We start from the raw sequence: 22,470 nt of genomic DNA, 5'->3' as shown, positions 1-22,470 counted from the left end.
GAAATATGAGAGCAATAGTATAATACTATAGACATCTTATCGCGTAGTAGAACGGTTGCTTTATCACCTGGGAAGGTTTAATACCTCAAAAACAATTTTTAAAAATTAAAACGGATAACTACATCTGGTGTAAGCCGCAATGACCTTCTTTCAAACGTACCTATATTATCTTCGCCAGTTTCAATAAACCCTTGTCCAATCGTATTTTTTCGATTATAAATGTTACGTAATGAGAAGCCCAACATCCCTCTCCATGGTTTTTTGGTTTTCATAGTAAATCGATATAGTACAGAAGCATCTAATCTATGATAGGATTTAAATCTATTTACATTAATCCCTTCGGGCTCGATAATATTACCAAAAAAACCATCTTCGTCTGGTATAAGCTTAGTAAAGGGACTACCTGTAGCATAGTTCCATCCTAGAGCAAACTCAAGGTGATTAACTTTTAGTGTTTGCGAAATATTAAATACATGTCGTTGATTAAAATTACTTGAAAAAGACCTTTGTTGCAGTGTAGGGAACGTAATTGAGGTGTTACTGAATGAATATCCAATCCAAAATCGATAATTACGAATTCTTTTTTTTAATAGAAAATCAAAACCAATACGTTCTTCTTTCCCTATATCTATACCTGTATCAGTCTGAGAAGGGACAATCTGTAAAATAATATTATTAACCGAGTTTATATCGGTAAGCCTTTTATAATATCCTTCTAGATCAAAATTCCAACCTCTATACGTGTACAAGGATCCAAAAGTAAATTGTTTGCTTTTTATCACAGGAATGAAAAATGGATTTCCCTCATATAAAATATTGCCAGAAAGTAACCAGAGGTTATCAACTACGGGAAGACTACCTATTGATGGACTAAGGCTAGTAAAATCACTAAAATTATTAAGTTGTTGATTCTTTATTTCTGCAGAAGTTGTTATCCTGAAGTTTTTGAAAATTTCTAGCGATGCAAACATGCGAGGCTCTATAAAAAACTGATCTGTATTGCTTAAATAAGATCCTCTAAGACCAAAACTAGCGTAGGTCTTTTTTCCTTTATAGGTATACTCTGAATACAACGTATGATTATTACCATTACCATTTGTAATACTCATAAAAGAATCCTCAAAATCTCCGGTTAACGCTTGTCTATAATTATATCTTGTTTCATTATATGCATATTGATATCCCAATGCCAATGACTGTTTTTTGGTAATAGGAATATCCAAAGAATATTCTATACCTATATCCTTGACATGGTTATTTTGGGTAAAATCAAAGTTTTGATTTACATTTAGAGCTTTTCTGGCAATACTATACTTAGTGTCATATATGGAAAAATAAGAACTTACTTTTTGCACAGTATTATTCGAGTATTTTTTTTTCCAGTTTAGACTGGCACCTACGTTTCTAATGTTGTACAGATCTTTTGTGCTAAAAGAACTGGGATCGTCTACATCTTGAGGTAGAGTAACATTATCTAACTTGTTTTCTGCAAATATGGTACTAAATTTCACAGTATTAGTTGAATTAGGATTCCAAACGACCTTGAAATTAGCGTCAGAAAAAGAGAAGTTATCTTCACTAAATTCTCTGTCAATAGTATTTTCTCCTGTATCATCAGAAATATCGGCTCTTGTATTCTGAAATACTTTTCGAACAAGGTTGTTGTATCCAATATTTGAATATAAGTCTGTAGTAGATCTACGGAAAGCTCCCATTACCCCCAGTTTTTCAGATAAAGGTGCTTTTACAAAAAGATCTGCATGAGTAAAATTAACCCCTCCTCCTATTTTGAGTGTATCGGTTAAGTCATCATCGGATTCTATAATAATTGCTCCAGAAACTCGATCTCCATATCGCACACTGGTACCCCCTCTGTATACCTTTACGTTTTTAACAATGTTGGGGTTATATGTTGATATCTGATTAAAAAAATGACCGTTATTATACATTTTTATTCCATCCCACAACACTAAATTTTGATCTGGTGTCCCGCCTCGAATATATAATCCTGCTGGATCTTCAGTTGGACTACTTACTCCTGGTATTAATTGTAAACTTTGCAAAACATCGGGCTCTACTAACCCCGGAAGAATTCTAAGTTTTTTTGTGGATACATTAATCGATGCATCTTTATTTTTTTGGATACCGGTAGTAAGGTATTCCTTAATTACTACCTGACTTAAATTTAGGACTTCTGGTTTTAATAGAATTGTATCACAACTCGAATCTAAAAAAGTAGCCGCTTTAATTGTCTTTGTATCATATCCCAAATAGGATATAGAAATTGAATCCCTTGAAGGTACACGTACTTCAAAATATCCGTGTTCATCTGTAAGTCCAATTACATACTTATTTCTTATAATATTTGCTTGAGTAAGCTCAAAAGTACTTACCGAATCAATCACATAACCACAAATAGCTATGGTGTTATCATTTTCTATCAAAATATAGCTACGATCGTCAATCTTCTGCAGTATAAATTGAGTTTGTTCTTTTAGTACTGCTACTAGTGAATCAATTGCAATATCATCTTGATCAATGTTAAGTTTGATATTCTTGATCGCTTCGACATCATAAGAAAAGTCAAAATGATATTGATTTTCAAACGTTTTCAGCACCTCTTGTAAGGATATCTTTTCGGTACTATCGATACGATGATTTGTTTGCTGCGAATAGCAAGATATACCCAGCATACAACATATTATCAATCTAACCACCTGAAAACGAATCATTTATTTTTTAGGGCTATAATGCTATCTCCTTCAAATGTATAACTAATATTCATAGGGTCAAAGCTTGTGCTAAGCGCAACTTTTAAATTTGTATGCTTAAAAAAACCTGTAAATACTCTTTTTGTATCTATATTTCCTGTACGAATTTTGATGTTGTATTGTCGTTCTAATTCTTTTATGAGTCGCTCAAGGGGTACTTCAAAAAAGCTACTTTTACCATCTAGCCAATCCGGTTTTGGATTTGAAATCTCAACTATAGACAACTCCTCTTTTTTATTAGATTTAGTTCCTTTTCCGGGAGTAAGAATCACTTCATTGATCTCATTTTTCACACTTATTTTACCCTCAAAACAATGTACCTCTAATGTTCGATCTCTAGAATATACATCAAATGTCGTCCCTAAAACAGTAATCTTACCATTTTTAGTAGTTACCGTGAATGAGGATCCTTTATGAACATCAAAAAATGCCTCTCCTTTTAAATATAACTCCCTATGCTCTAAAAAAGAGTCTTTATCATATTTTAAAGAAGAATCGGCATTGAGCGTTACCACAGAATGATCAGGCAGCGTTACAACTTGCGTTTGTGCCATTTTAGTACGTATGGTAACATCTTTAAAAAATATTGTTCTTAATCCGATTAAAACCAAAACCACCGCAGCCGCACTATATATCCATGTGCGAAGTTTAAAAACTTTGGATGTTTTGGCTTTTTTATAAGAAGTATTATAGATTTTTTGCGCTTTCAACCCTTTTTCTACATCAAAAACAGGTTTATCTAGCCGCTCTACTCCTCTTAATATATCTTTATATACAACATAATCTTCTGATTCCTCAAAAGCCTTACGATCTTCATTAGATAGATCACCAGATAACCATTTTCCCAAAAAGTCATCTTCATTAAAATCTTTTTTCATACGTTATATATTAGGTGACTTTATTTTTTTTCTTAAAATAACTAATGCTAAGTGCATTCGTTTTTCTACTGCTTTTACAGAGATTTCTAACATTTCTGCAATCTCTTTGTATGTTTTATTTTCCATTCTATTCAAAAGAAAAACTTCCCGTTGCCCGTCCTTTAAATCAGAAATAGCTCTATTAAGGCGATGCATAAATTCTTTTTCTTCCATCTGAAATTCTGGAGATTCGTTGGTATAGGTTTTTTGCGCTATTTCTTGATATTTTAAAACTGTTTTTTGATGGACAAGAGCATTGATCGAAGCATTATTGGCTATTTTATAAAGAAAACTTTTGGCCGCACCAAAAAGTATCTTAGAGCAGTTAATCCATAATTTTGCAAAACTATCTTGCACAATATCCTGGGCCTTTTCCATATCTCCATATTTGTAATAGAGGTAGTAACATATTTTTTCTGCGTGCTCACGGTATAGTTTGTCATATACTTTCTCTTCACAAACGCTAATTACTTTTTTGGGCATTATTAAAAAATTAAATAAAGTATTCAAAATTATATAAAAAACATAAAATACAAATCAACCATTTATTACCAAGAATAGCCAACAGTAACGTCTATTATGGTATCAAATCCGCTTTGAGAGTTAGTATCAGAAATACCTTCTATTATAGTTCTATAGGCTAGACCTCCTGCTACTTCTGTAGATATACCTTTTAATGCTTTCTTAAATATCCATTGATAGCCTATCTTACCAGAACCACCAACCCATAGGCGTTCTACATCTGTAGTTTGATTGTTATCGCTATTTTTAAGTCTATCATAATTATATTCTGTCAACAATCCTGCACTTACAAACCAACCTTCTGGAGATTTTTTTCGTTTGGAGAGATAGCGTCTTATATCCGTTTCAAAAAATAGATTATAATTTCTCTCGAATACGTTATTATCAAAGTTTGGCTCGGCAAATTGCTGTAGGATTATAACGTTTATTGACATTTTTGGGGTTATTACACGTTCATACCCTATACCAATAATTCCTGACAATGCATATATAGGGTATACTTTAATATTGTTTTTTGGTATACTACCTTCTTTCTCAAAGTCACTTTCTATTTCTTGTGCATTTAATGATACTATAGTTAATAATCCTATGAGAATATTGTATCCAATTTTTTTCATGATTCTGTTTTATAGTCTTGTGTTAAAATTTTACACCCCTAAAACATATGAACCCACACATACCCTACTATTATTTTTTTTAAATTTTTAGTAGGGTATTTCCCTTGCTATTTGTTTTAGGGATGTAAAATTTTAAAATAACGTTTAGAATGATCAAACTAGTTTTCGTTTTCCTTTTAGTAATGAGTTCATATTTCGGGTTTTCTCAAAATGCAAAAGATGATGTATCGGTAGAAAAATCTGTATTTGGTATTCAAATTGGATTATTGGGCATATGGGCTCACAATGAGTTAAAATTATCAAATCAAGTGGCTTTACGAAGCGAAATAGGTTTAGGAGGTGTAAATACAGCCAATATTGTACCGATACTAGCATTAGAACCACGTTGGTACTATAATCTAAATGAGCGTGCCGATAAGAATAAAAGAATAGATGGTAATAGTGGTAATTACTTCTCGCTAAGGGCTAGTTATCATTTCCGTACGGCTTTAGAGGCTGAAGATAATGATGTAAATCGAATGTTTATGGCTCCCACTTGGGGTATAAGAAGAAATCTTGGCGATCATTTTAATTATGAAGTTGGAGTTGGTGGAGGGCTTGGATATCGAAGAGAAGTAGTTTTTGCACCTTATGTTAACCTTAGAATAGGATATCGTTTTTGAGGATATCCAAAATCGTACTGATTTTTAAAATAGAAAAAAAACGTATTCCTCTACTTTCAATTATACTAATAATTTCAAAAAATAAACTATGACAAATTCATATATGATCACGAAAACAGAAATAACAAAGCATATTAAAGCATGCTTTCTACTATGTATTGTATTAATTTTTAATTCCTGTCAGTTTGATGATGGTTCTACTACTCCACCAGAAGATTGGATGAATGGATTTTGGTCTATAGAAGAAAAAGGCTGGGTTTTCGAATTTGCCGCTGATACCAATGTATTTTACAACTTTAACTCGACAGGCTGTTCAGTTCAAAACGATGATTTTGTTCTTCAAGATTTTTTTGGGTTTGATTTTGATCGTATTACCGAAAATGAGCTCATAGCCTCTTCAGAACTATCAGATTCAGAATTGGTATTTACCAGATTACCAGATCAGAATCCCAATTGTCTTCCGGATATGATTTCTGATACCGAAGATCCTAAGGTTAATTTTGATCATTTCTGGAATATTTTTAATGATTATTATGCCTTTTTCGAAACCAGAAATATTGATTGGGATATATATGAAAACCTTCGAGATCAGATTACTACAGAAAACTTTTATGATACGCTAGAAGAGCTTGCCTACGTATTAGATGATGGCCATGTGAGCATTGTAGATGATGCCAATGCTATCCAAATTGAATCCGGAAATCTAACATTATTCGAACGGCTAAATGCAAATTTAAGTGGAGAGCTGATTCTTGAGAATGAAGATGATTTTTTTGACCTTGGTAACCAAAAAATAATTACGATTACAGAAGAATATTTAGGCGGTAATTTTGAGATAGATGAACGAGAGAATATTATTTGGGGGTTAATTGGTAATGTGGGATATATTAATATTCTTTATATGGAAACCTACGGAACCGATTTTGATAACGAAATCTCGACCTTAAATGCTGTTTTAGACAGAATGATGAATGACCTTAACGACTCCGGAGTTTCAAAACTTATTATTGACATTCGTTTTAATAGTGGTGGGTACGATACAGTAGCTTTGAATATGGTATCTCGTTTTATAAATCAAGAGCGAATCTCCTATTTCAAAAAAGCCAGATTAGGAGATAATTTTACCGAAAACATGTCTTTTTCTGTAGCTCCTAAAGGTAATTTTCAATTTACCGATGATATCATTTTGCTTACAAGTCCTTACACCATAAGTGCAGCAGAACTTTTTGCGCTATGTCTCAAAGATTTGCCTTATGTATCGATTGTTGGAGAAAATACCAGCGGTGCTTTTTCTACTATTCTTACGCATGTATTACCTAATGGAGCCGAAATAGGGTTGTCTAATGAAATATATAGTGATGCCCAAGGAGAGGTTTTTGAAGTTGTTGGAATTGGCCCAGAAAATCAAGAAAATCGAGTACCATTTTTATCAACTCAAGATTTTCAAGAAGAAAAGGATAGCGGAATAGAACGCGCTTTGGAAATACTAAAGAATTAAGTGATTTCTAAAGCAGTAAAACAAGGCTGTCTTTTTGGACAGCCTTGTTTTACTGCTTTATTTTTTTTCTAGTATTGCAGGCAATATATAATCAGTAATCATTTTATCAACATCGATGCGAGCATATGGTTTACCATATGCCGAAGCAGTGATCACTATAACAAAAGGAATGTCATTAAAAATAAGGATTTTATTGCCTCCGTTGCCCGAGCAAAAAGAAACTTCATAATTTTTACCATTTACATTATATGAATTATTCCAAAAAAGATAACCATAATATCCATCTTCTATTCCTGCATAAGATTGTGATACTTGTTTGGCTAAACTTTTTTCTGCCCATTCTTCAGTTAAGATTTGTTTACCATTCCAAAGTCCTTTGTTTTTATATAATTGGCCATATTTTGCAAAGTCCACAGCCCGAAGTTCTATTCCTCCACCTGTATATGCAATATTTTGAGGAGTGTAAAACCACTTATAATTGGTAATACCTAATGGAGCAAATAATTTTTTATCGGCATAAGAGACCAATCCATCAGGAACTGTTTTATGCATAATATCCCCTAGCAAACCAACACCAGCAGTGAAATAATTATAATCCTTACCTATTACTTTATCTTCATGCATGGGTAAATTTAACGCAAATTTCACCCAATTATCAGTGGATTGCATCTTATCTTCGGTCCCTGGATTGTCTTGATCCCAATCATTACCAAGAAATCCAGAACTCATGGTTAAAAGTGATTTTAACGTTACAGAATCTTTCTTTGCACTATAATTTTTGAATGATTTTAAATCATAAAAGTCTTTTAATAAAGCATTTTCATCTTTTAAGAATTTGTCCTTAATTGCAATGCCCATTATTGTAGAGGCAAATGACTTTCCTACCGATCTAGGGTTGTGTAAACCATCTCTTGTGGCACCATTAAAATATTCCTCTATTAAGAGTTTACCATCTTTTATCACTACAATTCCGTTAATATCTTCAAACCTACCTTCTGCTATTTTTCTATTAAGTGCTTCAATTTTATGGTTATCAAAATTATCTTTAGAAATTTCCCAACCACTATTAGGTTGTATTTTCTGAACAGGAACTAAATTTTCATTTATATCTATTTTAGGCACTTCTATAGCGATATTTCCTTTTGCCAAAAGAGGGCCTACTTTTAACGTATCATCCCTTAAATAAGGCTTTATTTCTATACTTAATGTGTGATTTCCTTCTGTAAACACATCTATCCCACCATTAACTTTCATAAACCGTTGCCACATAAACCAACCCCAAAAATTAATTCTTTCTGGTGTTATTATGGGTACTACTTGTCTAAGTGCTTCTGTTTTACGTGTTTTTGGTCCCGCTCCAGTGCCTAAGTTCTCCACATAGATTAATTCTCCATCTACTATATATGAAAATTGAAAATTTCCTTTGCTTAACAATTCCTCTTCAGATAAGGTTGGGGCTAATTCTTGAAGACTTTGTATCAACGGTTTATCTAAGGTGAAAATAATGGTTAGAAATTTATCTTTATTCAGATTGAAATTATTTGAGTAATCCTCTGAGGTAATTTTAGTTTTAATTTTTGTAACATCAACTTTTGAGAAATATAAGTTTTCTATTTCGTTTGCAGTTGTATTATCTGGTTTTGACTGACTATTATTCTTACATGATATTAATAGACATGTAATAAGGATAAATAAACAATTTGATTTCATAATTGTAATTTGATTTTTTGTAAAGAAAACTTTTTTTCGTCATCAGATGTAACGATTGTCGTTATTAGATGTCCTAAACTATAGTATCAGACTATTTTTTTGTCTGTATATGAACATCAAATTCTAACTAAACGAAATGATAAGAAATATTAAACTTATTTTTATGTTGGACCAAAACACAACAGTATTAAAATGATAAGAGGATGAGTATATCACTATATGAGCTTTTTCTGGTATTGATTATTGGTCAGTGTATTTTTTTAATCTTCGCTATTCAATATATCCCTAAGAAGCATACAGGAGCAAACAGGATTATACAATACTTATTGGCTATTTATAGCGTTTTTTTATTTGAAAGAGCTTTGGGCTCTCAATTTGAAAGAGACTTTTTGAGGCTGTATGGTAATATCATTAATACTTTTTATCTTTTTATTGGGCCATTAGTTTATACTTATATTAGGCGGTTACTTTTTTATAAAAATGGAAACTATCAGTTACCATACTATCACTATTCGCCTGCATTATTGTATTTGGGTTACTGTTTTTTTCATATGTATATTTATGATTCAATAAAAGATGTTAGCGGTTATTTTGCTACTTTATTGTTTTGTAACGATGTTATATTTTTTGTTTTTATTTCAGCATATTTATTCAAATCTAATAGACTATTAAGTTACTATAAGAAAAAAGAAGAAGAAGAATTATCCTTTAATCAAACCATCATAAAGTATATAAAAATTATGCTCATTTGCTTGTTGGTGTATATGTTTTTTTGGTTGTTAGGCATTATTGAACGCTTTGTTGTAAAATTACCAATCGATATTAGAATGATCTGGGACATATCATGTTTGATCTTTGGTATACAAATTTATATAGTAGGTTTTTATAATTTAAAACATCCAGAGGTATTTAAAATTAGATTACTCTTAAATAAGGAAAACGAAGCTAAAAAGAAGAATAAGCTTGACGAAAAAGAAATAAATAAGATTAAAAATCTAATTGACAGCTTTTTAGAAGAAAAGAAAGGATATTGCCGACCAGAATTGAGTTTATCAATTCTAGCTAATGAAATTAATACTACAACCAATAAATTATCATGGGTTCTAAATAATATCTACAAAAAAACTTTTTATGAACTGGTTAACGAATATCGAGTTGAGTATTTTTTACAAAGAATAAATGAAAATAGACATAAAGAATTTACGTTAATTTCTATAGCATTTGAAGTTGGGTTTAATTCAAAGTCTACTTTTTACAAAGCCTTTAAAGAGATCACTAATTTTACTCCTACAGAATATATTAGAAAGGTTGAGAACTCGCAAAAACTTAAAGAATATTAATAAAAAACAACCTCGTAGTAATTATTAAGTATTTGAGAATGTATACATCATAGCATGCTCATTTATGTTAAATATTAAATTAAAAATTGTTAATTCATTGATCATAAGAATTATAAGTGCTATTTTAATATTCGTTATTGAACCACCCTGTTTTTTTTGAAAAAGTAATTCATTACTAACAATTCAATAACAACATGAAAAACGTAAACTCTAAAACCGAAATTTTAGGTCGGATCATTTCCTACCTAAGAAAATGTTCTGCGCCACTATTTTTATGCGTAGCCTTCATTTTTCCTAGTCTTCAAACCATTTTTTCACACGGTACCGTAACAAGTCCTCCCAGTAGAGTTTGGATTTGTTTCCAAGAAAATCCCGAGAGTCCAGATTCGCCAGCGTGTATAGATGCAGTTGCCATGTATGGTACTCAAGCCTTGTATGACTGGAATGAAGTTGCCCGTATGGATGCTAATGGTATGCATCAAGAAATTATCGCAGATGGTAATCTAGCCAGTGCGGGAAGACCTGATAAATACGGTGGACTCGATCAAGTACGAGATGATTGGATATCTACACCAGTTACTCCTGGCCCATTTACTGTAACCTGGACCAATACTGCGCCACATCAAACATTGTATTTTGATGTGTATATCACCAAAGCAGATTGGACTCCCGATCAACCCCTTACATGGGATAGTTTAGAACTCCTGGTTCGCACAGGACCGCGAGTAGCATCTGCAATTGACAATATAGATGTGGTGCTACCTGCAAGAACTGGTAAACACGTTATTTATAGTATTTGGCAACGATCTCTTACTGAAGAAGCTTTTTACTCTACTAGTGATGTTGATTTTGGGCAAACTACAGAGCCAAAACCTCCTGTGGCATTGTTCACAAGTGATAATGGTCGATGTGGTGGTCCAGATGTGGCGTTTGATGCCAGTGATTCTTTTGATCCTAATGGAGATACGCTAACCTATTCCTGGGATTTTGGAGATGGTACGACTGCTCAAGGTGTTAATGTTTCTCATAGCTATGCCAATCAAGATAGCGCAATGGTAACTCTAACCGTTAGTGATGGCGTTTTTAGTAGCGGTATTGTACAAACAATTGATTTAATAGTAGATACCGCATGCGAAGAAATTATTTGCCCTTTTGATACGCCAAGAGCTACACCATTACCTTCGGTAAATAATTCATATTCCAATATTTATGTATTGGGAGATGGTGGTCCTAATTTGGATAATATCGCCAACTGTTCTATCAACTGGGATTTAGGAAATAATGGTTTATACCAATTTTCACTAAGTACCAATAATGGTATTCCAAACTGGTATAATGATTTAATCGCTGTGTCCACGCAAAACTTTAATGCCGCCGGATCACAAATCACGATTACCGGTTCTAGCTTTGTTGGGTTAGATGGAAGCTATTATGTAACCTTAGATGTAGATAATCTGGTGCTAGTTTCTACCACAGGAGATTTCACAATTTATTTCAGCAATTCGGATACGGCACCCCCGTGTGCTGATATTACAGATCCCGTAAATACAGCTCCTGTAGCTGCCCTAACCGCTACTCCAATTACCGGAATTACTCCTCTGGATGTAGTATTAGACGCTTCGGGATCTACAGATGCAGATAACGATACACTTACCTATACTATTGATTACGGTGATGGAACTTCTGGAACAGAAGCTATTTCGACACATACCTATACAACAGGAAACTATACCGCCACAGTTACCGTTAGCGATGAAAATGGAGAAACTGATACCGCTTCGGTTATGATTACAGTTACAGATGATGTTATTATTGACCCACCTACAGGTGATTGCTCTTTTGGGGCACCAACAGAAACTCCTTTAGTTAGTATAAATACATCTTATGATAATATCTATGTATTAGGAACTGGTGGTCCAAATTTGGACAATATCACTCTGTTTACGCTAAATTGGAATCTAGCAAATAATGGTTTATATCAATTTTCCTTTAATTTAAATACAGCTCCGTGGTATATTGATTTTTCAAATGCTACACAAAATTTCAATGAGACCAATCCTCAAATTTCTTTAATTGGTACCGGTATTCCTGGTCTGGATGGAGATTATTTTGTAACTACCGATCAAAGAAATTTTGTGCTGGTAGCTAATGATTACTCCATTTATTTTAGTAATTCAACAACAGCACCAAGCTGCGAAACTGTAGTAAATAGAGAAAATGAGATCGAAAACATATCCTTTGAAATGTTCCCAAATCCTGCAACCACAAGTATCTCGGTACAAAATACTACAGATTTAAAGAATAGTATCATTACGATTTCTGACCTTAGTGGAAAGGAATTAAAATCGTTAAAAGTACCTACAAATACTACCAAAATGACCATCGATATTTCTGAGATTAAATCCGGTCTATATTTGGTAAGAATTTTAGATCGTTCTGGTATCAAACGTAGCTTAAAACTAGTAATACACTAAGAGTAATTTCCGTTTAAAACAGAGCTAATTTTTAGAACAAACAACCTTCTATATTTTAGAAGGTTGTTTTTTTATTGGGGTATTCTACGCTTACGGGGTGTGAAAAATTTAACAGGTCCAAAAAAGTTACTTATTACACTTTGGGTGATATTCATAATTCTTGTTACAGGAATATTTTTTATTTAAAAATTCGAATCGAATTTACTTACCATTCCCCATATATTTACATTTCATCCTAATATTCGCTTCGGGTCAAGCATATTCCATTACTTTTTTAAAGAAACTTTTGATAAGAAAAAACTAAAGAATAATGATTAATTTTTTAACCACCTAGAAATTGAATAGGTAGAATTGATACTTCTTTTTCTTCTATAAACACCATCCCCCTCACTCCCGCCTGTTGCATCTGTATTTCCTTCTACTGTTTGATAAATTTTACTATTTATCATTAGGTCAAAAAATCCAGTATGACCTATTCGTCTTTTTGAAGAATAATAAAGACAAAATACATCTCCACTTTTTGGTTTTTTATACCATTGTTTTTTATTCCAAACAAAGTTTTTCTTATTTTCTGCTGTTGGCGACCATGCATTAATTGAATTTTCAACACCACATTGCTCAAACACCCAATGCACAAATGCCGCACACCACGCATTCCCTTTACCTAAATCAACTGATTTTAGATATTTCTCAACATCTTTTCCGTCGTTATTCCCAGTCGCTTCTCGAACTCCAATTTCATCATCATATGTTTCTTTTACACATGTACTTTGTATAGCGTAACCAAAATTAAAGTGTAAAAACAGTATAGAAATAACAATAAAACTAATCTTTGCCATGGCTTAATATTATTAAAGTCTTCTTTTGATTTATTTATTAACTGGTTTTCATTTTTTTCACCCTTATAGTATTTCCAAATATGTCTAAAATTGAAGTATAAGCCTAAAAAAACAATAAGATTAAAGAAAATTAGCTCTCCCGCTGCTAATAATGCTGCCTGCCAAAAAGCAGGATCATAAAAACCGACCCCTGAACCAAATATTTTTTGCCCAAGAATAGCTATGAATATAAATAAGGAAAAAGCAATTGGAACGGACCAAATCCCGTCCCATAACTGAATCAAAAATCTTAATTTTTTCATTATTATTTAATTTATATTTCTTCTAATTCGAACTTGGATAACACTATCTTTAATGAATACATGAGTTCCAATTAAATTAATTATTGGCAATTAACGATCCTCCTACTAAAACACCTATGATAAGACCTCCGGCACCCCACAATATTTTTTTCCCACTAACGTTCCAACGTTCGCGTTTCAATTTTAATTTGGCAGAATCTAAATGCTCTTTTGTTTTAACTAAGCTCTTACTTATTAATTGATTTTCTTCTCTTAATAACTTGTTGTTCTTGATATTTTCCATGAGACTTAGTTCATATTTAGATTCAAGTGATTTGATATTAGAAGTCAAACTATCAAACTCAAAACTTATAGTATTAATGATTGAACCAACCTCATCATATTCTTTACATTTATCTAATAATTCACTGTAAGAATTAATACAATTGTTATATTCAAGTAAACCTACTTTGTTAATTACAAATAGAGTATCTATATCTACTTTTAATAGGTATTCATTCTTTTTAATAATAGTATCTACATCTACGTGGACCTGATCTAATTCGGGTAAATTGACTATGTCTTGAGCAGAAATATGGCCAATTAGGAGGCAAAATAGAATAAGAGTAATGTTCATTTTAGACATAATAGGATTAATTAATAGGTGAAAAATCTTTAGGAAGCTTTTCTATATCTTTCCTTATTTTAGTCAAGTACCATTGTGCAGTTTTTAACCTTTTTTCAATTGATGTCGAAATTTCGGAATTAGATTCTTTTATTTTTGATAATTCAACTAATAACCCTTGATTAATCTTTTCTAAACTATCCAGGCGTACTTTTTGAGCTTTTAAAATTTCTAATGAAGAATTAATATTTTTATTAGCCGAATTAATACTGTTGATTGCATTTTCCAAGTTTTTAGGGATTTTAAATAGTGTAGTTAAACTTATGAACACCAAAACTCCTAGCAGAATTAAGGGTAAGTATTGTGTGAAGAAATTTTTCATCTAACCTTTATAAAAAAACCCCATACCCAGAAATCTCTGAGTACGGGGTAATATTTTGAAATTCAATTCTTTAAAAGTATGAATTATATTTATAAAATAAAAATATAGTACATAATCAATATTTATAATTGATCAATTTTATTCTTACAACGTTATTTTATGATTTCTAATTCACTACGTTATAATATTCAATTATTTCCTCTTCAAAAGTTTATGTCTTACATTGGCGTGAAGGCTTCAGGTTCTTGATCGGAAATTCTGTGTTTTGTTCTGATAATTTCTTTCTAAATGATTTGATTAAAACTTATCAAGCAATTAATTTACATTGTTGTTCTTGAATCATTTAATTAAATTTTGTTTGTAAAAGCATTTCTTTGGTGGCTTTACCGATATCGCCATCTGGATCCAAAGAAATAGCCTTTTTGAGTACTTCTCTAGCTTTATCAGTGTCTTGTAACGCGGTATATGCTGCCCCAAGATTTTTATATGTACTTGCCGAATTAGGGAAAAACTGTAAAATACTTGAAAACACTTGAATAGAAGCCTGAATTTGTGGCACATGACCAGTTTGCAATAAAAGGTTTCCTTTTTTATTTAATTCTGTTTCAAAATCACAAAAAACATACCGTGGATCTTGTATCATTTTAGGAAGTTCTTGAGCCAACTTTTGTGCTTGTCCAGATACGTATAACTCTGTTATATATTCCATTGGCTTCGGTTTAAAACCTAGTGCGTTAAAAGTTAATGCTGCATCAAGTACAGGATCTTGATTACTTGCATATGCATCAAAACTCATGGTAACAGGAATACTAGGCGCTATCCAATTTGCATTTTCTAATGCTGGCATATCTTGCCACCATAAATACGATAAATACGCCGTAATTTTACTATTGGGTAATACTACTGGTCGTGCATCTCCATAAAAATTGACATTTTCTGAAGTGGGTTCACCCACCAAAATAGCCTCTGTATACCTAGTGATTTCATTAGTTAAATTTTGACATGCCGAAAACGTATCACGACCAATAATAAAATAGAAATTACCCTTTTTATTTATTTTAGGTCTTGCCATTAAACCTTTTATTAATGGAAGATTGTTGTAATTATTACCGCCACCATTAAGACGAACATCATAGACTAACTTTTCTATACTATGCGTATCAATAAATTGAAACAGTCGTTTATAAAACTGTTCAAGTGTCTCGTTAGGATCATCAAATACCGAGCTTTGTCTAACATAGAGTGTGTTTATATCTTCTAAATATTCAAAATAATACAATTTATCTGCAAAATGTTTTAAATACAATGGAGTTGTCTCGGTATTGCGTGCCGTAAGCCACTCCTCTGTCGGCAATGTGAAATTGAAGGCTTTGGGCTTATCTTTTATATTGATAGTTTTAAACACATGGGTAAAAATCTTTCCTTCTTTTTCTAAAGTAAGCGTAACAGTTTCCGAAAGTTCTGGAATAACGCGTTGTGCATGTAATACTTCTGGCGATATTAAAAATCGTAGACCATAGGCTTTAAAGTATTGCTCATTTTCTACAGGAACTACAGGATAAATCAATTCTAAAGCTTTGTCTATAGGTGTTTCACCTATCTTCAAGACCTTTGCACCTAAAACATTTTTTTGATCTTTTTGAACACCTTCGATATATATACCATCATTAAAATGGTACAGATTGATGGGTAAAATTCCGCTCTTGGCAGTTGTACCATAAGTAATTTGTGTATGACCATATTTAAACAGAGATATCATACGTGCCAATCCCACACGGATTTCGTGTTCTTGTAAGTTAGGAATATCATTATATAGTGTTTCTACCTGAGTGTCAAAATCTTGTTTTGTCGTTTTTACAAAAAGAAACGAATAGTCTTTATGTATCGTGTTTTGAATAAAACGAAGATCTTCTTGCCATTGTGCTGAACTTGTTTTTGTTTGGGCCGGCAATTGCAAAAACAACAACAGATTTAATATAAAAAGTATTTTTTTCATGATATAATAATTGATGTAGTTATTATTAATTATATCACAAATATTGCTTTAGTCCCTTCTTAATAGTAGTACTTTACGTTGAAACGTAGGTATTGTTACTTGAAACATCACAGACTTCTTATATACAACCATTTTACACTCAAACACTATCTGGTAATAACATCAATTTGTTTTATGAATTATTGTTTGGGTCTTAGGTCCTCAATAATCTTTGCATCTACCCAAAATATATCTACATTTTCATAATCGCCTGAGTCCATGTTTCTATTAAAGAAAAGATATTTGCCATCCGGAGTCACGGTTGCTGCGGCTTCCCAAGCTTCTGTATTTATCTTATCTCCCAAATTAATTGCAGCACCCCACGAACCATCTTGCTGTTTAAAGCTTATATAGATATCAGAATCTCCATATCCACTATCTCGTTCACCATCCCATATCAAATAGGATTCATCTGGGGAGATAAAAGGATGAGCGTTCATTTTTCCGGTATTGATTTCTTTACCAAAAGGTCTAGGTTCCTCACGTTTCCCGTTTATTAATCGAGAATATCGAATAACACCATCTCCATCTGGCATACCAATCTCATCAAAAACATAAGTTCCTTGTAACGATGCTGTAAGACGCATGATCTGTATCTCTTCAAAAGGAGAACCTAATTTTTTGATCTCTAACCAATCTCCACCTTGGTTGCGCTTCTTATATCTTTTTCCCAAATGCATGGTCATACCATCTGGTGAAATGAAGGGTTGCCCCACTCTAGGAGAAATAACAGACTCCTTCCATTCATTAAACTTATTTTCAATAACAACAAATTCTTGTTTTTTATTTCCATCAATGTCGATAACTTCTCTGATAAAATAAAATTCTTTCAGATTGGGCGTAAAAACACCACCATACTCCCAATTTTTTGTGGTCACCCTACCGTGAGCAAAAGGTTCTGGAATTAAACCTGGTGGTTTTTGACCAAGATATCGCTCTTCTAAAGCTGGGTAATCATTTTGGTTATCATCATTATCACGCATCATTGAAGTAGAATTTTGAGTAAAAGCGGGTATGATCCTTTCTGCCGTTATTTGCAAGGTACTGTTATCATTATCATGAGCAGTAATCACAACCATTAAGTCCAACTCCTCGATTAGAATGATATACTGGCCGTTACCGCCCTGAGCAGATGTACTGAAATAACTTTTATTGCCAACTTTCAAATCTCCATTCCACCAGAAATAACCATACCCTTGATTAGAAACATCTTTGCCACCACCGTAGACGTCATCATCACCTGTATAGAGGATTCTACTAGTTGCTTTGGCAATATATGTTTCAGGAACCAACTGTTCTCCATTCCATTTCCCTTTGTTCATAGCCAAGGTTCCCCACTTAATCATATCTCGTGAAGTGAATCTTGTACGCCAACCAGATTCTGGTAATCCACTTATGGCTGTTCGCCAACCATAATTCGTGATGTTCATTTTGTCGAGAAGTTCGTTTTCAATAAAATCTTTGGCCGTACCGGGTACTACCGCATCGATAACTTGCATCACCATGCCAGGGCCATAACCATATTTAAAACTCTGAGATTCTGTAGTGATAGGTGCGCTATTCTCAAGTAAAACTTGAATCCTCCCTTGTCCTTTTAGCGCTCTAGGGTTTTTCTTAAATTCTTCTTCCTTTTCTTTACTAATTCGGATACCAGTACGCATCGTTAGGGCTTGGTTTAGCGTGATCTTTTCTACACCTTCAACAAATTTTGTTGGATCCAGGTCTTTGAGAAAGCTTACCAGTGGCTTGTCTAAATCGGCCATGGTCAAATATCCCATCTGGATAACACGACCTAGAGCCAAACTAGTATAAGTCTTAGTAGTCGACGCTTGGTAATGTGGTAGATTAATGCGACCACGTAAATAATACGATTCAAAAAGGAGTTTACCCTTGTGGGCAATAAGAAAGCTATCGTATTTACCATATTTATTGTCTGCGATCTCCTGAGCAAGCTTTAGAATCATCGCTTTATTACCACCATCCACGCCTAATTCACCCATTTGGATACCGTCTTTTCTATTCTTTGGCGCTGCATCGATAAAGACTTTTTTGAGATTGGGAATATCCCTATATGAAAGTTTTGTTTCCGCGGCTGTAGCTTCTGGTGCCAGATAATCACTTTGTTGGGCAAAACTACTATGTGTAAGTATAAGAAGCATTAGAAACACAAGTCCTTTTTTGTTTTTCATAATTTATAAGTGTTTGATAGTGAGAGAAAGATTGCTAGTTCTCATTTTCTTATTTTGTTTAGTTATTTAAACCAGGCGGCCTGTCCCCCATTGGATATTATTTTTTTTACTGATGAGCCATCCTTATTCATACTATAAATCGTAGGTATGCCATCCGTTTTTGAAATAAAGATTAGTTGAGAACCATCTGGTGACCAGGATGGCATAGAATCACGAACATCATTATATGTTAATCGCTTTTGATTATAGCCGTTTATATCCATGACATAAATTTCAAAGTTTCCATCTCTATCAGACATAAAAGCTATTTGTTTGCCATCAGCTGAAACATCTGGATGCCATTCTTTAGCACCATTATGTGTTAGCTGAATGATATTTTTTCCATCAATATCTGCTATACTTATAGCACTAGTCTTATCTTCGAATTCCCAAGAAAATACAATTCTACCATCAGGAGTAAAATAAGGGTTACTCCCTTTTAGTGACTTTATTTGAGTCTTCTCACTACCATTAGAATTCATGATCCAAATTTCGGGATGCCAAAGCCCCTCAGCATCTTTATACTCTCTTGCAAAAACAATTTTTGTTCCATCTGGAGACCAATCAGGAGCATTATCCCATTTGTTTTTTGCATGAGTTAATCGTTTTCTATTCGTACCATCACTATTCATGGTATGAATAGACCAAGTCTTTTTGTCATCATATTTTGCATAAAAAGCAATGCGTTTTCCATCAGGAGACCAAGCTACATAACCACCATTTTCATTTGTACTTTTTATAGTTGATTTACCTTCAGTATTCTTTTGATAAATTTCTATAATGCCCGATGGTAATGATGTATACCCAATTGTATAGGGTTTTGATTTATCACTCTCCTGGCAAAAAGCAAAAAAACCAAGTAGGAAAGTTAAAAGCAATAAGAGGTTTACGGGTTTCAAATTTTTAGTTTTCATGTTTTCTTCCTTTTGAATATTTAACAGGTTTCCTCTGGTTAAATCATTTTTTTTATGCCTATGAATGTTCCAAGTGATGTATAATCGATGCTTCTGTTAGCAGTTATGTTTTTTTGATATTTTGTACCTTGCAAAAGATGTTTTTTTCTCTCGAGTATCCAATGTAAATTTCACCAACTGCTCTATATCCTAATGAACGACTCTAAAAGCAATTGCATAATGGTTAGCTTGCATCTGTAATACTGCATCAAAAATGAACTTGAAATCCTTGCTCCATTTCCTTTTAATATGTTTGATATTGCTTGTTACTTCCTGTTCGCAAACCCCAGTTTTTAAGAAACATAAGACCGTATTCAAGGTTGGAGATCAACAAGAATGGGCGGCCAAGAACCTGAATGATCAGTACTGGGAAAAAGAAAAACCAATAGTGTTTGATGGTAAGATTTACTGGTTACGGACTCCAATTGATATTTTGAAAACCTCTGAGTCATTACATCCTTACGGAATCCAACTGGATGTTTATGGAGAATATGAAGTTTTTTGGGATGGGGTTTTGATTGGAAGAAACGGGAATCCTGGTCAGGAAACGATACTATCCCCTGAAGGGAAAATGTGGGCCACTTTTAGCATTCCTAGTCATCTAACAGCAAAGGGCAAACATCTATTGGCTATACGTTCAAGTCTTTATTATTTTCCTGATCATTCTGGAATATGGGGGTTAGAAATGGACTATTATGATGATCTATTAAATGATCGACTCACCGAATCGTCCTATATGCATCTTTTTGCGGGAGCTTTTCTTATCGCTTCTTTCTATTTTCTATTTCTCTTTTTAAGTAACAAAAAGGAATATGCAACACTAATTTTTAGTATTAGTTGTTTTCTCTTTTTTACATTGATATTAGCAGAATACAGTAAAGCCTATATACCTATCCATTATAGTATGCATATCGTACGTTTGCAGATCATAGGTACTCTAATGCTTGGTATTTCTTTTTTGATTCCGTTCTATTTTTCGATGCAATTTCCTTTTCCGTATCGAAAATTACTATTCACTATTTATCTAGGCTTTCTATTATTATTTTTCCTATCAAAACATGTTTTCGAATTAACAGCCAATAATATGACTTTAAGCATGTGGTTGTTTTCATTTGGGATTGTGGCGTTTGGGGTCTATAAAAAAATGAAAGGTGCTCGTCTCGTACTGTTGACACTTCTTTTATCTTTGGGTATTAATTTTGTTACTCGTTTTAGTATCGGTATTTTCATCAGTTTTAGTATTATTCTTCTTGGAATGTTTTATTTACTTTCCCTTAGAATTAAAGAACAACGACTTGCTTATGAAATTTCTTTGGTTCAATCTACGCGCCTACGCCTCGAATTACTCAAAAAAAATATTCAACCTCATTTTTTAATGAACACCTTAACTTCATTAATGGATTGGGTAGAAGAAGCACCGCAGAAAGGAGTTTTGTTTATAGATGCATTAGCAAAAGAATTTGATCTTTTTAATCAGATAGAAAATCAAACATTAATACCTATTTCTCAAGAAATAACACTTTGCCGTACACATCTTGAGATTATGGAGTATCGGAGAGAAATCAACTATTATTGGGAAGAAGAAGGAATAGATTTCAAACAAAAAATACCACCTGGAATTCTTCATACGCTATTAGAAAATGGAATTACACATAGCTTACCTTTAGAAGATAATAGTATTAAATTTAAACTTGTTTTTGAGTCGAATAGTAATTATATATGTTATACATTTTTAACCTTCGCTGTTCCTGTTAAAAGAAAAACGAATAAAATAGAAGAAGGTACAGGGCTTAAATATATAAAAGCTAGACTTACAGAGAGTTATCACAAACAATGGGATTTTACCTCAGAACCAATACGCCATGGTTGGAAAAACACCATAAAAATATATTCCTAAAGAGATGCATATTTTAATTGTTGAAGACGAATCAAGAATCGCCAAAAGAATTGAACGAATGACTCGTGATATTTTTAGGGATACCCTACAATCGCTAACACATATTAATACACTATATGAGGCATTACAGTTTATTGAAAATAACACATTGGATCTTGTTCTTCTGGATTTGAACCTTAATGGCGATAGTGGTTTTGACTTGCTTACCACAGCGGTTTCTGGATCATTTCATACTATAATTGTTTCTGCCTATAAAGATCAGGCTATTAATGCTTTTGAATATGGGGTTTTAGATTTTGTACCCAAACCTTTTAAAAGGGATCGGTTGGAGAAAGCCTTACACAAAATTATCAGCAAGGAAAAAACAGCGGCAAAGGAGATAAAGTTTTTAGCAGTAAAAAAAAGACAACGAATACAACTGATACCTATTGCAGATGTATTGTACATAAAAGGTGCTGGAGCGTATACAGAACTCTTTCTAGCCGAAGGAAGAAAAGAACTACATGACAAATCCCTCGAAAAGTTAGAACAATTATTATCATATTCTTTTGAACGCATCCACAAATCATACATGGTAAAAATGTCTGAGATAAATGAAATTATTGTAGAATCAGGAAGCAAATACATAGCCGAACTTAAAAATGGAGAGCGTATTCCTATAGGGAGAACCAAATACAAAGACATAAAAATGAAGTGGCTTTGATGTAGGATGTAGAAAT

General features: G+C 33.0%; 18 protein-coding genes. 6 read left to right on the top strand and 12 right to left on the bottom strand.

Annotation, left to right across the window (positions count from 1 at the left end; genetic code table 11):
• Window positions 1-98 precede the first annotated feature (98 nt).
• From DK508_RS12135 to DK508_RS12120, 4 genes are all read right to left on the bottom strand, one after another.
• A complete protein-coding gene (locus DK508_RS12135) occupies window positions 99-2,693 on the bottom strand; it encodes a TonB-dependent receptor plug domain-containing protein (RefSeq protein ID WP_160114679.1) in 2,595 nt (864 codons plus the stop codon).
• 35 nt (window positions 2,694-2,728) lie between these two features.
• On the bottom strand, window positions 2,729-3,649 hold the full coding sequence (locus DK508_RS12130) for a FecR family protein (RefSeq protein ID WP_109301021.1): 921 nt from the start codon (window positions 3,647-3,649) through the stop codon (window positions 2,729-2,731).
• 3 nt (window positions 3,650-3,652) lie between these two features.
• Window positions 3,653-4,171: an RNA polymerase sigma factor gene (locus DK508_RS12125; RefSeq protein WP_109301020.1), complete on the bottom strand. Its 519-nt coding sequence runs from the start codon at window positions 4,169-4,171 to the stop codon at window positions 3,653-3,655.
• Window positions 4,172-4,236: 65 nt separating this feature from the next.
• Complete coding sequence (locus tag DK508_RS12120; RefSeq protein WP_109301019.1) at window positions 4,237-4,827, bottom strand: DUF3575 domain-containing protein; 591 nt, start codon at window positions 4,825-4,827, stop codon at window positions 4,237-4,239.
• A 149-nt stretch (window positions 4,828-4,976) separates the two neighbouring features.
• On the opposite strand from DK508_RS12120, the gene DK508_RS12115 reads away from it, so the two are divergent.
• Entirely contained in the window at window positions 4,977-5,489 is a 513-nt protein-coding gene (locus DK508_RS12115) for a hypothetical protein (RefSeq protein ID WP_160114678.1), read from the top strand.
• An 88-nt stretch (window positions 5,490-5,577) separates the two neighbouring features.
• Complete coding sequence (locus DK508_RS12110; RefSeq protein ID WP_109301017.1) at window positions 5,578-6,987, top strand: S41 family peptidase; 1,410 nt, start codon at window positions 5,578-5,580, stop codon at window positions 6,985-6,987.
• A 57-nt stretch (window positions 6,988-7,044) separates the two neighbouring features.
• Here the strand turns inward: DK508_RS12110 and DK508_RS12105 are convergent, their stop codons facing one another.
• Window positions 7,045-8,697: a serine hydrolase gene (locus tag DK508_RS12105; RefSeq protein WP_109301016.1), complete on the bottom strand. Its 1,653-nt coding sequence runs from the start codon at window positions 8,695-8,697 to the stop codon at window positions 7,045-7,047.
• Between the two features lie 203 nt (window positions 8,698-8,900).
• On the opposite strand from DK508_RS12105, the gene DK508_RS12100 reads away from it, so the two are divergent.
• Complete coding sequence (locus DK508_RS12100; RefSeq protein ID WP_109301015.1) at window positions 8,901-10,037, top strand: AraC family transcriptional regulator; 1,137 nt, start codon at window positions 8,901-8,903, stop codon at window positions 10,035-10,037.
• 194 nt (window positions 10,038-10,231) lie between these two features.
• The gene (locus tag DK508_RS12095; RefSeq protein WP_109301014.1) at window positions 10,232-12,511 is read left to right on the top strand and encodes a lytic polysaccharide monooxygenase; all 2,280 of its coding nucleotides are present in this window, start codon (window positions 10,232-10,234) and stop codon (window positions 12,509-12,511) included.
• A gap of 314 nt (window positions 12,512-12,825) precedes the next feature.
• Here the strand turns inward: DK508_RS12095 and DK508_RS12090 are convergent, their stop codons facing one another.
• The 7 genes from DK508_RS12090 to DK508_RS12055 form a co-directional block, all read right to left on the bottom strand.
• Window positions 12,826-13,350 (bottom strand): CHAP domain-containing protein, encoded by a 525-nt coding sequence (locus DK508_RS12090; RefSeq protein ID WP_109301013.1) that lies wholly within the window; start codon window positions 13,348-13,350, stop codon window positions 12,826-12,828.
• On the bottom strand, window positions 13,269-13,652 hold the full coding sequence (locus tag DK508_RS12085) for a hypothetical protein (protein WP_109301012.1): 384 nt from the start codon (window positions 13,650-13,652) through the stop codon (window positions 13,269-13,271). The genes DK508_RS12090 and DK508_RS12085 overlap by 82 nt, the downstream gene beginning before the upstream one ends.
• 76 nt (window positions 13,653-13,728) lie before the next feature.
• Window positions 13,729-14,277, bottom strand: coding sequence for a hypothetical protein (locus DK508_RS12080; protein ID WP_109301011.1), 549 nt, complete (start codon window positions 14,275-14,277; stop codon window positions 13,729-13,731).
• 7 nt (window positions 14,278-14,284) lie between these two features.
• Window positions 14,285-14,638, bottom strand: a complete 354-nt coding sequence (locus DK508_RS12075; RefSeq protein ID WP_109301010.1) for a hypothetical protein — start codon at window positions 14,636-14,638, stop codon at window positions 14,285-14,287.
• Between the two features lie 343 nt (window positions 14,639-14,981).
• Complete coding sequence (locus DK508_RS12070; protein ID WP_109301009.1) at window positions 14,982-16,634, bottom strand: tetratricopeptide repeat protein; 1,653 nt, start codon at window positions 16,632-16,634, stop codon at window positions 14,982-14,984.
• A 179-nt stretch (window positions 16,635-16,813) separates the two neighbouring features.
• Entirely contained in the window at window positions 16,814-18,862 is a 2,049-nt protein-coding gene (locus DK508_RS21355; RefSeq protein WP_200831869.1) for a serine hydrolase, read from the bottom strand.
• Window positions 18,863-18,924: 62 nt separating this feature from the next.
• Window positions 18,925-19,815, bottom strand: a complete 891-nt coding sequence (locus DK508_RS12055; protein ID WP_109301008.1) for a DUF5050 domain-containing protein — start codon at window positions 19,813-19,815, stop codon at window positions 18,925-18,927.
• A gap of 298 nt (window positions 19,816-20,113) precedes the next feature.
• Between DK508_RS12055 and DK508_RS12050 the strand changes: the two genes are divergently transcribed.
• Together DK508_RS12050 and DK508_RS12045 are read left to right on the top strand one after the other, a co-directional pair.
• Window positions 20,114-21,751 (top strand): histidine kinase, encoded by a 1,638-nt coding sequence (locus DK508_RS12050; protein WP_160114677.1) that lies wholly within the window; start codon window positions 20,114-20,116, stop codon window positions 21,749-21,751.
• A 4-nt stretch (window positions 21,752-21,755) separates the two neighbouring features.
• Complete coding sequence (locus DK508_RS12045; RefSeq protein ID WP_109301006.1) at window positions 21,756-22,454, top strand: LytTR family DNA-binding domain-containing protein; 699 nt, start codon at window positions 21,756-21,758, stop codon at window positions 22,452-22,454.
• The last annotated feature ends 16 nt before the right edge of the window (window positions 22,455-22,470 follow it).

This window comes from Aquimarina sp. AU474, assembly GCF_900312815.1.
Taxonomy (GTDB): domain Bacteria; phylum Bacteroidota; class Bacteroidia; order Flavobacteriales; family Flavobacteriaceae; genus Aquimarina.
The sequence above is the reverse complement of the archived record's forward strand: the minus strand, read 5'-3'. Positions and strand labels throughout refer to the sequence as shown.

Bases quoted from the DNA above. Each gene is read 5' to 3' on its own strand.
- DK508_RS12090 (WP_109301013.1), bottom strand. From the start codon at position 13,350: ATGGCAAAGATTAGTTTTATTGTTATTTCTATACTGTTTTTACACTTT.
- DK508_RS12080 (WP_109301011.1), bottom strand. From the start codon at position 14,277: ATGTCTAAAATGAACATTACTCTTATTCTATTTTGCCTCCTAATTGGC.
- DK508_RS21355 (WP_200831869.1), bottom strand. From the start codon at position 18,862: ATGAAAAACAAAAAAGGACTTGTGTTTCTAATGCTTCTTATACTTACA.
- DK508_RS12055 (WP_109301008.1), bottom strand. From the start codon at position 19,815: ATGAAAACTAAAAATTTGAAACCCGTAAACCTCTTATTGCTTTTAACT.
- DK508_RS12135 (WP_160114679.1), bottom strand. From the start codon at position 2,693: ATGCTGGGTATATCTTGCTATTCGCAGCAAACAAATCATCGTATCGAT.
- DK508_RS12070 (WP_109301009.1), bottom strand. From the start codon at position 16,634: ATGAAAAAAATACTTTTTATATTAAATCTGTTGTTGTTTTTGCAATTG.
- DK508_RS12075 (WP_109301010.1), bottom strand. From the start codon at position 14,638: ATGAAAAATTTCTTCACACAATACTTACCCTTAATTCTGCTAGGAGTT.
- DK508_RS12130 (WP_109301021.1), bottom strand. From the start codon at position 3,649: ATGAAAAAAGATTTTAATGAAGATGACTTTTTGGGAAAATGGTTATCT.
- DK508_RS12095 (WP_109301014.1), top strand. From the start codon at position 10,232: ATGAAAAACGTAAACTCTAAAACCGAAATTTTAGGTCGGATCATTTCC.
- DK508_RS12120 (WP_109301019.1), bottom strand. From the start codon at position 4,827: ATGAAAAAAATTGGATACAATATTCTCATAGGATTATTAACTATAGTA.
- DK508_RS12100 (WP_109301015.1), top strand. From the start codon at position 8,901: ATGAGTATATCACTATATGAGCTTTTTCTGGTATTGATTATTGGTCAG.
- DK508_RS12105 (WP_109301016.1), bottom strand. From the start codon at position 8,697: ATGAAATCAAATTGTTTATTTATCCTTATTACATGTCTATTAATATCA.
- DK508_RS12110 (WP_109301017.1), top strand. From the start codon at position 5,578: ATGACAAATTCATATATGATCACGAAAACAGAAATAACAAAGCATATT.
- DK508_RS12125 (WP_109301020.1), bottom strand. From the start codon at position 4,171: ATGCCCAAAAAAGTAATTAGCGTTTGTGAAGAGAAAGTATATGACAAA.
- DK508_RS12045 (WP_109301006.1), top strand. From the start codon at position 21,756: ATGCATATTTTAATTGTTGAAGACGAATCAAGAATCGCCAAAAGAATT.
- DK508_RS12115 (WP_160114678.1), top strand. From the start codon at position 4,977: ATGATCAAACTAGTTTTCGTTTTCCTTTTAGTAATGAGTTCATATTTC.
- DK508_RS12085 (WP_109301012.1), bottom strand. From the start codon at position 13,652: ATGAAAAAATTAAGATTTTTGATTCAGTTATGGGACGGGATTTGGTCC.